We start from the raw sequence: 11,299 nt of genomic DNA on the forward strand, positions 1-11,299 counted from the left end.
GGCAATCTTCGTTCTTCGATGAAACTATTTGATTAAACGTGGGTTTTGCACAACACTGCCAGTAAGCACTTCTTTATCAGGATTTCCTATGGCAGTTACCCGACCAAGAACGGAACGTGGCGCTTTCCCGCCAGGCACCGAACATTATGGCCAGTCTTTCTTAGGTGCACCGCTAATCTGGTTTCCCGCACCGGATGCCGATCGTCATAGCGGCCTGATTATTGCGGGAACGCACGGCGATGAGAACTCCTCGATCGTCACCCTCTCCTGCGCGTTACGCACCCTTGCACCGACACTACGCCGGCATCATGTGATCCTGACCGTCAACCCGGATGGCTGTCAGCTTGGGCTGAGGGCGAATGCGAGAGGGATAGATTTAAACCGCAACTTCCCGGCGGCCAACTGGCGCGCCGGTGAAACGGTATACCGCTGGAACAGCTCGGCTGAAGAGCGTGACGTGGTGTTACTGACGGGAGAAAAACCCGGCTCAGAGCCAGAAACACAGGCGCTCTGCCAGTTAATCCACAAAATCCACCCCGCATGGGTTGTCTCATTTCACGATCCGCTGGCCTGTATTGAAGATCCCCGTCACTCCGCACTGGGGCAGTGGCTTGCCGATGCCTTCGCCCTGCCTCTGGTCAGCAGCGTCGGTTATGAAACCCCGGGGTCATTTGGTAGCTGGTGCGCCGATCTGGATTTGCACTGCATCACCGCTGAATTTCCCCCGATATCTTCCGACGAAGCCAGCGAAAAATACCTGAAAGCGATGGTAGATCTTCTGCGCTGGCAGCCTCAGAGATGAAGCACTCCGCTGGTGAAGGTGAGCGCAGGCGAAACGTCAACCGCCAGCCAGGTTGGGCCATCGAGATCGGCAAACCGGACCTGATTCACCAGCGGTAGCGCCGCATTAATCGCCCGGGAAGTACAGAGCATGCATCCCAGCATCAACGTAAACCCCTTCGCCTGTGCCTGCGACGCCAGCGCCAGCGCCTCGGTCAGCCCACCGGTTTTATCGAGTTTGATATTCACCATCTCATAGCAGCCCGCTAAACCGTCGAGACTGTCGCGGGTATGGCAGCTTTCATCGGCGCAGATCGGCAGCGGGTGGATAAAGTTCTTCAATGCCGCATCATCCTGTACGGGAAGCGGTTGCTCCAGCATAGCCACACCCAGATCGGCCAGCAGCTGGCAGCGCGCGGCCAGCCCTTCCGGGTGCCATGACTCGTTGGCGTCGACAATCAGCGTGGCGTCCGGCACCGCCGCGCGAATGGCGACCATGCGTTCACTGATCAAGCGATCGTCGAGTTTCACCTTCAGCAGCGTGGCACCAGCCTCAAAGAGCGCTTTTGCGCTGGCGGCCATCTGCTCCGGCTCGCCAATCACCACGGTTTGCGCGGTCACCACTTTCTCCGGAAGCGTCACGCCGACCAGCGACGGTAAGGATATCTGCTGCCTCGCCGCCTCAAGACTCCACAGCGCACAGTCAATTGCATTACGCGCCGCCCCGGCAGGTAAACGCTGCTGTAACGCCTCACGCGTCAACCCGGTTTGCAGGTCAGGTACCAGGGTCATAATTTGCGCCATCACCGAGGCAAGGCTTTCTCCGTAGCGAGGATACGGCGTGCATTCACCAACCCCTTTAACCCCTTCTTCTTCTATTTCGACCACTACCACGCAGGCTTCACTTCGGCTGCCACGGGAGATCACAAACGGGGAATGCAATGGCCAGGCTTCTTCATAGACCTTAACGCTTCTCATCACTGACTCCTTGCAGCCCGGTAAGGCGAAAAAATTGGTTTGCCGTGTTATCCGCTGATGGCATACACTAGCCTCGACGTTAACTATATGTAAACAGGAAGATATCTATGTCACAACTCGTTCATTTCCAGGGCAACCCGGTTGCTGTAGCAGGTTCCATTCCTCAGGCTGGCAGCAAAGCGCAGGCTTTTACTCTGGTGGCTAAAGATCTGTCTGACGTCACACTGAGCCAGTTTGCTGGCAAACGCAAAGTACTGAACATTTTCCCAAGCATTGATACCGGCGTCTGTGCCGCATCAGTGCGCAAATTCAACCAGTTGGCCACTGAAATGGACAACACCGTGGTGCTGTGCGTTTCAGCAGACCTGCCATTCGCGCAGTCCCGTTTCTGCGGTGCTGAAGGTCTGAGCAACGTCATTACCCTTTCCACTCTGCGCAGCCCGGATTTCCTGGAAAAATACGGCGTTGGCATTGCTGAAGGCCCACTGAAAGGCCTGGCGGCGCGTGCCGTGCTGGTAATCGATGAAAACGATAACGTCGTGTTCAGCGAACTGGTCAACGAAATCACCACCGAACCTGACTACACCGCTGCGCTGGAATCACTGAAAGCCTGATTATTTACAGGCATTTTATAAAGCTTAGCAATGTAATGAAATAAAAGGTTTATTTAAGAATAGACCTTGCGTTCCAAACCTCGCCGATGCGGGGTTTTTTATTGCCTCAATAGCTGAATCGTTAAATCAAAAACGTTCTAAAATCACATATATCATGAAATAAAAACGTTCCATTCTCACCATAACGAGATCGCTAACACATAATAAAGGTTTAAAAACCGTAATTTCTCCGCCAGTGAAGCCCGTCACATTTCCCTTCTCGCCTAAACATTAGATTTGCTTACGTAATAAAAAATCGTTTCAGCAAAAGGGATTAAATATGAAGATTAAACTGGCTTTTACGGTTCTTGCGGTACTGATATCTGGACATGCCGCCGCTAAAACCTGGGTGCTGACAAGCGCTGAAAGCGGCGTGGAGAAAGGAAACTGGAAAATTTCCAGCGATGAGCTGAAGTTTCAGGGACAGCCTTTCAGCATCGAGCAAAAAGTCCTGCATGGTGGCAAGCAGGAAGGCAGCAAGGTAATCGTTATCAGCAGCAAAAATGGTCTGACAATTACCCTCAGCCCGACGCGTGGGATGAATTTGCTGCATGTCGAAGGCTTTGGTACCCGAATGGGGTGGGATTCTCCTGTTAAAGAGGTGGTGAATCCGGCCTATATCAATCTGGAAAGTCGAAACGGACTTGGCTGGCTGGAAGGTTTCAACGAAATGATGGTTCGTTGCGGCTATGAATGGACAGGCCACCCGGTTACGGCTGACGGTCAGATTTATACCCTGCACGGCAAGGCGGGAAATACGCCTGCGTCGCAGGTGGAAGTCGATGTTGCTGATGCCGCACCGCATGAAATTCGTATTCGCGGATTAATCAAAGAGAGCACGTTTAAAAAAGCAGATCTGCAAACGATGACCGAACTGCGTTACGTACCGGGCAGCAACCAGTTCAGCCTGCATGATGTTCTGACCAACCATGCTGATTATCCTCATGATTATCAGATTATCTATCACAGCAACTTTGGTACGCCAATCCTCGAAGAAGGTGCCCGCTTCCTTGCGCCGGCCGCCAGCATTGGTCCTTTCAATGACTATGCCAAAGCGGGTCTGGATAACTGGCAAACCTACGCTGGCCCCACTCAGGGCTTTGATGAAATGGTCTTCAATATCAAACCGCTCGCGGATAATAATCATGAAACCCTGGCGGCAGTGGTCAATAAAGCGGGAGACAAAGGTGCGTCAATTCAGTTCGACACGCGGCAGTTGCCTGTCCTGACCTTATGGAAAAATACCGATACGCTCAAACAGGGCTATGTCACGGGTATTGAGCCGGGAACCAGCTACGCCTATCCCGTCACCATTGAACGCGAGCAGAAACGCGTTAAGCAGCTACAACCTGGCGCCAGCACGCAATTCGACCTGACCTATACCCTGCTTCACAGCAAGGAACAGGTGAAAGAGGTTGAACAGAAAATTGCGGTGATTCAGGGCGAAACGAAAGTCGAGGTAGATACCACGCCTCTGGCGAAAGAGTAAGTGCAAAAAAAAGCCTCTTTACAGAGGCTTTTATCGTTATTCGTCACCCTTCTTGTGGTTGAGTCCATATTCACGAAGCTTATTCGCAATCGCGGTATGGGATACCCCCAGGCGTTTTGCCAGCTTACGTGTGCTTGGGTAGCTGCGATAAAGCTGTGTCAGCACGGAACGTTCGAAACGGCTGGTAATATCATCCAGCGAGCCTTCCATCGCCTCTTCGCCCACCGATACCGTTCCGGCATCGTAATCCGGTAACAGGATATCCTGTGGACGCAACTCGTACCCTTCCAGCTGCGTCAGCGCACGATAAACGGCGTTTTTCAGCTGACGAATATTTCCCGGCCAGCCGTAGCGCGTCAGCACCGTACCCAGATCGGCTGACAGTTTCGGACGCGGTACCCCCTGCTCGTCGGCGAAGCGTGCCACAAACAGCTCCGTCAGCGGAATGATATCTTGCGGGCAATCGCGCAGCGGCGGAATGTTCAACGTCAACACGTTCAGTCGATAGTAGAGATCTTCCCGGAACATCCCTTTCTGTACCAGCTCAACGAGGTTTTTCTGAGTGGCACAAATCACGCGCACATCCACGTGAACTTCGTGATCTTCCCCTACGCGACGGAAGGTCCCATCGTTCAGGAAGCGCAGCAGTTTGGCCTGCATGCGCGGCGACATTTCGCCAATTTCGTCCAGCAGCACGGAACCGCCGTTCGCCTGCTCGAAGAAGCCTTTTTTGCCTTCCGGGGCGTGGCCAAACAGCTCGCTTTCGACCGCATCCTCAGGAATAGAGGCACAGTTCAGCGCCAGATACGGTTTTGCCGCGCGTGGGCTGGCAAGATGCACGGCGTGGGCCAGCAGATCCTTCCCGGTCCCGGTATCGCCGGTAATCAGCAGCGGCGCGGTCAGGCTGGCGAGCTTACGGGCCTGATCGACCACATGACGCATTTTCGGGCTGACGGCAATGATCTGGCTGAACGCTCCCACATCCTGGCTGGAGAGATTTTGCAACTGACGGCCCATCCGCACGGTAGAGCGCAGCATGATAACGGCCCCGGTCAGAACGCGAGTGTCGTTCTCTCCTTTCAGGTACACCGGCGTAATCTCCATCAGGAAATTCTGCCCGTTGATCACCACATGCTCGCTATGCGTATTTTGCGGGTTGCTGTCCAGCCAGCGCTGGAAATTAAACCCCGGGATCAGCTGCGCGGCATGGTGATGAGTGAGCTTGTCCTGGCTCTGGGCGAACAGCTGGCAACTCGCATGGTTTACCCGCTCAACTTTGCTTTTCAAATCCAGTGACAGGAAAGGCTCTGGCATGGCTTCAAGCAAGGCGCTCAATGCGAGGTGCTCGCGCTCAGACGGCATCCAGGGAATGGTGCGTACATCCGTAACGCCAGCGATACGGCGGATTTCAGCCATCAGGCTGCTAAAAGTATTAAATTCAATTTCGGCAAAATTGAGGTAAATTCGCCCGACAGGATCAATCTCAATGCCACGTAAATCAATGCTACGTAAAACAAGGAGATCGAGTAACTCGCGGGTCAGACCGAGACGGTCTTCACAGAAGACTTCAAGACGCATGGGAAATTCACCGTTTTAAGCCAATAACCTTAAAATGATATGTCAGAACACGGTGATGCGGAAGATGGCTGTCAAGAAAGATTGACAGCCAGCACGATAAGTAAACAAACCGGTTACTGAACCGGTTTTTTATTGAGCGTCTCTTTGAGCTGCCCAATCAATTCACGACGAAAATCGCCCAGGCGCGGTTTATCTCCGTCGATCCACGGCAGTGGTCGGCAGACTTCCATCGCTTTAATGCCCAGACGTGCGGTTAACAACCCTGCCCCAATTCCCTGCGCGGCACGCGCTGAGAGACGGGCCGCCAGATCCTGCGACATCCAGTCCATGCCGACTTCGCGCACCAGCTCACTGGCACCGGCAAAGGCGATGTTCAACAACACCAGCTTAAAGAGCCGCAGCCGGCTGTAGTAGCCAAGCTCAATACCGTAAAGACTGGCGATACGGTTTATCAGGCGCAGGTTACGCCAGGCGATGAACGCCATATCCACCAGCGCCAGCGGGCTGACCGCGATCATCAGCGTTGATTCCGCCGCAGAGCGGCTAATCTCGCGCCGCGCCTGAGCATCCAGCACAGGCTGCACCATATGCGAGTAGAGCGTCACCACCTCCCGGTCATTTTGCGTTTCGTGAATGGCGGCATACCAGCGCTGCAGTGCCGGGTGCGACTGGTCAATCCCCGCCTGCGCCGCCAGCTTTTCGCAGAATGCCCGACCCTTTCCGGTACCGTGGCTGTGCAGCAGATCGCGTGCTTCATCCCGTTCATGCGCACGCTGCCTCAGACGCCACAGTCGACGCCACTCGGTGACAACCGACCCTACGCCTGCCCCCACGATCAACGCCCCTGCGGCACAACCGCCTAGCGCCACCCAGTCCTGGGTTTGCCAGGCGTTGATACCCCATTGCACGCCTTGTCCCACCACGCTTACGCCGAAGAGCGCCAGCCCGGCCGTAACCATCTTACGCCACAGGCTACGTTTCGGACGTAAAGCCGCCTCAACGACCGCTTCCGCCTGGCCCTCCTCAACGGACGGCTCGTCAGCCAGGGCCGGAGCAAAATGTTCTGCCTGCTCGCCGCTGAACGTCTGCGCCGTTTTAAAGGCCTCCTGCTGCGCCTGCTCAAGCGTCCCGGTAAAGTCAATGCGGGGTTTTAACGGTTCCGTCATCGCAATTTATCTCCAATCAAAAACTCCAGCGCCGCATCCAGACGAATGTGCGGTAACGGCTGATCGACGGTCATGACCTGTGGGCGGAAGGCTTCAAACTGGAAGCCCTGGCTCTGCCAGAATGCCTGCCCCGGAAGGCGTGCAGGCACTTCGCCCGGATACACGGTCAGCGGTTCGCCGTCGCTGAGGCGATTCCCCCGCAGGGCCGGGATTTTCTCGCCGTTAAGATCAATCAGCCCACTTTGCGTCGCCTGTACGGAAGCCAGCCCAAGACAATCCATGCTGATCCCTTCGAACGCCGCATTTTGCCAGGCGTCCTGCACCAGTTGCTGTAACAGCGACACCATGTTGGCATGCTGATCAACCGTTACGTGATCGGCCTTGGTGGCCGCAAACAGCAGTTTGTCGATCACCGGGGAAAAGAGGCGGCGAAACAGCGTACGCTGTCCGTAGTGAAAACTTTGCATCAGTTGCGTCAGCGCCAGGCGCATATCGTTGAAAGCCTGCGGCCCGCTGTTGAGCGGTTGCAGGCAGTCCACCAGCACAATCTGACGATCGAAACGTAAAAAGTGGTTTTTATAAAAACCTTTCACCACTTTTTCACAGTAGTAGTTGTAGCGCTCGCGCAGCATCCCGGCGTTGGTGTGCTTGTCTGCCTGCGCCAGCTTTGCCTCTCCCACGCCATCCACGTCGGGCCACGGGAAGAACTGCAGCGCAGGCGCACCCGCCAGGTCGCCCGGCAAAACAAACCGTCCTGGCTGGATGAAGTGAAGCCCTTCCTGTTTGCACTGATGCAGATAATCCATCCAGGCTTCGGCAATCGCCGCCAGGCGGTTCTCATCTGCGGGTGCCAGCGGATCTAATCCTGCGCATAACTGCCGCCATTTTGCCGACCACTCCGCGCGGTGACCCTGTAACAAACCGGTCATTTGTCGCGACCAGCTGAGATAATCCTGCGCCAGCATGGGTAAATCGAGCAGCCATTCGCCCGGGTAATCCACAATCTCCAGATAGAGCGTGGAGGTATCCTTGAAGTGGCGCATCAATGATTCATTGGAACGAAAACGCAGCGCGAGACGGATTTCACTCACCCCTCTCGTGGGTGTCGGCCACGCGGGTGGGTCACCGTAAAGCTGTGCCAGCCCTTCATCATAGGTAAAGCGAGGGATACCGAAATCGCGCTGGGGAACGCGCTTAACGCCCAGCAGACGCTCTTCCCGCACCGCACTGAGCAGCGGCAGGCGTGCCCCGGCGTGCAGGTTCAGCAGCTGGTTAACCATCGCCGTGATAAACGCCGTTTTGCCACTGCGGCTAAGCCCGGTGACCGCCAGACGCAAATGGCGATCGACGCCGCGGTTCACCAGAGAATTGAGTTCTTTTTTAAGTCGCTTCATCGCCGTCCTTCGTCGCTGGAAGCCTGGAATGACTTGCTTCAGAATACAGTAAATGGGGGCAGATCGTTGATTATCAATTCATAATTATTGCTATTGCCGTTTTTTCTCCAGTAAGATGAACGACATTGCCGTCCCGGAGTGAGTAAGGTGTATGTCACCCACCATCTATGATATTGCGCGCGTTGCTGGTGTTTCTAAATCAACCGTGTCCAGAGTGTTGAATAAACAAACCAATATTTCTCCTGAAGCGAGGGAGAAAGTGCTGAAGGCGATTGAAGAGCTAAATTATCAACCAAATAAACTTGCCCGTGCTCTGACCTCATCTGGCTTTGACGCCATTATGGTGATTTCCACCCGCTCAACAAAAACCACTGCCGGTAATCCTTTTTTCTCCGACGTATTGCACGCCATAACCGCCAAGGCGGAACAGGAAGGATTTGATGTTATTTTGCAAACGTCAAAGAGCAGTGAAGATGACCTGCTAAAATGCGAAAGCAAAATAAAGCAGAAAATGATTAAAGGGGTCATTATGCTGAGTTCGCCCGCCAATGAATCCTTTTTCTCTCGGCTCGATACCTACGGTGTGCCGGTGGTCGTAATCGGTAAAGTCGAAGGCGACTTTCAGAATATTTACTCCGTCGATACCGACAATTTTCGTGACAGCGAGATGCTGACCGACACGTTTATTAAAAACGGGCGGAAAAAAATTGCCTGTCTGCATGCGCCACTCGATTATCACGTGTCTATTGATCGTCTCGCGGGTTATAAAGCCAGCCTGGAAAAGGCGAATATTGCTGTTAACCCGGACTGGATCATTGATGGCGGTTATACCCATGAGAGCGCACTTTCAGCGGCCATTACGTTGTTGTCTTCTTCCACCCCACCGGATGCGGTATTCGCCACCGACAGCATGAAATTGCTGAGTCTTTATCGCGCTGCGGATGAGTTAAACTTGATGCTACCTGAGCAGGTTGCCGTGGCGGGTTACAGCGACCCGATGCTCTCCCTGATTCTGACGCCTGCGCCAGCTGGTTTTGATATTCCCACACGCAAGCTGGGCGAAGAGAGCTGCGACCTGCTTTTCAGGCGTATCTCCGGTAAACCCGCCCCACATAAAGTGCTGATTGAGACCCACTTTTCGTTCGCTGATTCTCTTCGCTAAACCAGGGGCTGATAGCCCCTGGTGAATAGCCGATCAGAAGGCGTAATTCACGCCCACGCCCGCATAGTGGAATCGATCGCTTTCGCCTTCATCGTGGTTTTCCCATTCATAGGCATACTCCAGCGTCATTGAAAGACCGTTATTGAAATCGTAGGCATAAAGCAGGCCCAGACGGTTGAAATCATGCCCTTCACGCTCAGGATCGTCTTGCCAGTCCCAGTTTGACCAGCGGTCGAGCCCCAGGCGGGTATACGGCGTCAGCGTGGTATTGCCTAATGAAATGGGTAGATAGGCGCGGATCTCCTGCGTTGAAAACTCACCGTTATTACGTGAACTGTCCATATTGAAACCGCGCTCTAAATAGTAATTCACTTTTGCCGCGAAGGTTTCATTAATGGTCCATGTAAAGCCCGTTTCTGTTTCAACGCGACTGTCGGCATAACCCGTTTTTTCCAGGTCGTTGGCAAACTGATACATGGCAAACCAGCCGCCGAAACGCCAGTCATCGCTTAACTTAATATCCCAGTCTGGTTGTATTTTGTAGCGCTGCATATTCGCGCTACCGTCTTTCGCGCCGTGTTCATCTTTGAAATGATAACCGTAATTACGGAAGCCGCCGGTCAGGCCGAGGGTAAAATCATCGGTTCCAATAAAACGATAGCGCAGCTCGAATTCGGGACGATCAAAATAGGTCCCGCGGGTCATACTGCTGTAATCAACGGGGCCTTCCTGATACATGGCAAGGGAAATCGTCCACGCATCCCATGTGGCGTTAAACCACACCGAGGGTTCATATAACCCGTCTTTATCATCCCCCTGACCTTCGACGTTTTCAATTTCATACATAGCACCTATATTAAAATTCCAGTGTGGTGCCGGTTCTGAGGCGTGTGCGTAGCTAACCCCTGCGCATAGAATAAGCGCAGCACTTCTTAGTAGAGTACTCATTAAAATATTCCTTTATAATGGACAAACAAAAAAACCGGAAATTAATATTTCCGGCGAACATTTTTATTATCTGATTGCCGCTTCTGTTTCCGCGTCAAAAAAATGACACTTATTCATATCAAACTGAATGCCGATATTATCCCCTGCAGCATAATCAGTGGCAGCCCCTGCCCGGACGACCAGTTCGTGGCCCCCGACGGTGGCATACAGCATAAATTCAGCACCGGTCAGTTCGGCAACGCTGATTTTGGCGGCAATCGCCTCACCGCTGGCTTGCGAGGTGAAAATATCCTCCGGTCTGATGCCAAAGACCACGGCTTTACGTTGATATCCCTGAGCGTTAAGTACCGAGAGCATATCTTCGGGGATCTCCAGGCGCAGCGTTTCCGTCACGAAGTAGCGTTCATTGATCGCCCCCCGAATAAAGTTCATTGCTGGCGAACCAATGAAACCTGCCACAAACATATTTGCCGGTTCGTTATAGACCTGCTTCGGCGCGCCCACCTGCTGAATGTATCCATCTTTCAGGATCACAATGCGGGTTGCCATCGTCATGGCTTCGGTCTGATCGTGCGTCACATAAATCATGGTGGTATTCAGCTTTTGATGCAGCTTGCTGATTTCGGCACGCATTTGAACACGCAGTTTGGCGTCAAGGTTTGAGAGCGGTTCATCCATCAGGAAGACGCCCGCTTCACGCACAATCGCCCTGCCTAACGCCACGCGCTGGCGTTGGCCACCCGATAACGCACCGGGCTTACGCTTGAGGTACTCGCGCAGCCCAAGAATCTGAGCGGCCCAGTTAACGCGCTCTTCAATGACGGCAGGCGCGATCTTCTGCATCTTCAGCCCAAATGCCATGTTGTCGTACACCGTCATATGGGGATACAGCGCATAGTTCTGAAAGACCATCGCGATATCCCGGGACTTGGCCGGGACATCATTCATACGCACGCCGTCAATCACCAGCTCACCGGCGCTGATCTCCTCCAGCCCGGCAATCATACGCAGCGTCGTCGATTTACCGCAGCCCGATGGCCCGACGAAAACGATAAATTCTTTATCCTCAATGTCGAGGTTGAAATCTTTGACCACATGGACCTGGTTGTCATAGATTTTCTGGATATGTTTTAGCGATAGTTGCGCCATTC

At 53.6% G+C, this 11,299-nt stretch carries 10 protein-coding genes; 4 read left to right on the top strand and 6 right to left on the bottom strand.

Annotated features, from left to right (window positions below; genetic code table 11):
• Positions 1–88: 88 nt before the first annotated feature.
• Positions 89–802: a murein tripeptide amidase MpaA gene (mpaA, locus tag VF709_RS16775; RefSeq protein WP_013096425.1), complete on the top strand. Its 714-nt coding sequence runs from the start codon at positions 89–91 to the stop codon at positions 800–802.
• Here the strand turns inward: mpaA and ycjG are convergent.
• A complete protein-coding gene (gene ycjG / locus VF709_RS16780) occupies positions 793–1,758 on the bottom strand; it encodes an L-Ala-D/L-Glu epimerase (RefSeq protein ID WP_038419565.1) in 966 nt (321 codons plus the stop codon). The two genes, mpaA and ycjG, sit on opposite strands and share 10 nt — an antisense overlap.
• Positions 1,759–1,865: 107 nt before the next feature.
• On the opposite strand from ycjG, the gene tpx reads away from it, so the two are divergent.
• Together tpx and VF709_RS16790 are read left to right on the top strand one after the other, a co-directional pair.
• Positions 1,866–2,372, top strand: a complete 507-nt coding sequence (gene tpx / locus VF709_RS16785) for a thiol peroxidase (RefSeq protein WP_013096423.1) — start codon at positions 1,866–1,868, stop codon at positions 2,370–2,372.
• A 319-nt stretch (positions 2,373–2,691) separates the two neighbouring features.
• Positions 2,692–3,900, top strand: coding sequence for an aldose 1-epimerase family protein (locus VF709_RS16790; protein WP_038419566.1), 1,209 nt, complete (start codon positions 2,692–2,694; stop codon positions 3,898–3,900).
• 36 nt (positions 3,901–3,936) lie between these two features.
• Here VF709_RS16790 and tyrR read toward each other — a convergent pair whose 3' ends face one another.
• The 3 genes from tyrR to VF709_RS16805 form a co-directional block, all read right to left on the bottom strand.
• The gene (gene tyrR, locus VF709_RS16795; protein ID WP_013096421.1) at positions 3,937–5,478 is read right to left on the bottom strand and encodes a transcriptional regulator TyrR; all 1,542 of its coding nucleotides are present in this window, start codon (positions 5,476–5,478) and stop codon (positions 3,937–3,939) included.
• Between the two features lie 113 nt (positions 5,479–5,591).
• The gene (locus tag VF709_RS16800; RefSeq protein WP_038419568.1) at positions 5,592–6,644 is read right to left on the bottom strand and encodes a YcjF family protein; all 1,053 of its coding nucleotides are present in this window, start codon (positions 6,642–6,644) and stop codon (positions 5,592–5,594) included.
• On the bottom strand, positions 6,641–8,038 hold the full coding sequence (locus VF709_RS16805; RefSeq protein ID WP_440231972.1) for a YcjX family protein: 1,398 nt from the start codon (positions 8,036–8,038) through the stop codon (positions 6,641–6,643). The genes VF709_RS16800 and VF709_RS16805 overlap by 4 nt, the downstream gene beginning before the upstream one ends.
• Before the next feature lie 151 nt (positions 8,039–8,189).
• On the opposite strand from VF709_RS16805, the gene VF709_RS16810 reads away from it, so the two are divergent.
• Complete coding sequence (locus VF709_RS16810) at positions 8,190–9,200, top strand: LacI family DNA-binding transcriptional regulator (protein WP_023621299.1); 1,011 nt, start codon at positions 8,190–8,192, stop codon at positions 9,198–9,200.
• 33 nt (positions 9,201–9,233) lie between these two features.
• Here the strand turns inward: VF709_RS16810 and VF709_RS16815 are convergent, their stop codons facing one another.
• Positions 9,234–10,148, bottom strand: a complete 915-nt coding sequence (locus VF709_RS16815) for an OmpG family monomeric porin (protein WP_038419574.1) — start codon at positions 10,146–10,148, stop codon at positions 9,234–9,236.
• A 66-nt stretch (positions 10,149–10,214) separates the two neighbouring features.
• Positions 10,215–11,297: an ABC transporter ATP-binding protein gene (locus VF709_RS16820; protein WP_038419576.1), complete on the bottom strand. Its 1,083-nt coding sequence runs from the start codon at positions 11,295–11,297 to the stop codon at positions 10,215–10,217.
• Positions 11,298–11,299: the final 2 nt, after the last annotated feature.

It is taken from the genome of Enterobacter sp. Lyrl_3 (assembly GCF_051948675.1).
GTDB classification, from domain to species: Bacteria; Pseudomonadota; Gammaproteobacteria; order Enterobacterales; family Enterobacteriaceae; genus Enterobacter; species Enterobacter cloacae.

What these genes read in the sequence shown, in the direction of transcription:
- ycjG (WP_038419565.1), bottom strand. Translation starts at nt 1,758, where the DNA reads ATGAGAAGCGTTAAGGTCTATGAAGAAGCCTGGCCATTGCATTCCCCG.
- mpaA (WP_013096425.1), top strand. Translation starts at nt 89, where the DNA reads ATGGCAGTTACCCGACCAAGAACGGAACGTGGCGCTTTCCCGCCAGGC.
- VF709_RS16820 (WP_038419576.1), bottom strand. Translation starts at nt 11,297, where the DNA reads ATGGCGCAACTATCGCTAAAACATATCCAGAAAATCTATGACAACCAG.
- VF709_RS16790 (WP_038419566.1), top strand. Translation starts at nt 2,692, where the DNA reads ATGAAGATTAAACTGGCTTTTACGGTTCTTGCGGTACTGATATCTGGA.
- VF709_RS16805 (WP_440231972.1), bottom strand. Translation starts at nt 8,038, where the DNA reads ATGAAGCGACTTAAAAAAGAACTCAATTCTCTGGTGAACCGCGGCGTC.
- tyrR (WP_013096421.1), bottom strand. Translation starts at nt 5,478, where the DNA reads ATGCGTCTTGAAGTCTTCTGTGAAGACCGTCTCGGTCTGACCCGCGAG.
- VF709_RS16810 (WP_023621299.1), top strand. Translation starts at nt 8,190, where the DNA reads ATGTCACCCACCATCTATGATATTGCGCGCGTTGCTGGTGTTTCTAAA.
- tpx (WP_013096423.1), top strand. Translation starts at nt 1,866, where the DNA reads ATGTCACAACTCGTTCATTTCCAGGGCAACCCGGTTGCTGTAGCAGGT.
- VF709_RS16815 (WP_038419574.1), bottom strand. Translation starts at nt 10,148, where the DNA reads ATGAGTACTCTACTAAGAAGTGCTGCGCTTATTCTATGCGCAGGGGTT.
- VF709_RS16800 (WP_038419568.1), bottom strand. Translation starts at nt 6,644, where the DNA reads ATGACGGAACCGTTAAAACCCCGCATTGACTTTACCGGGACGCTTGAG.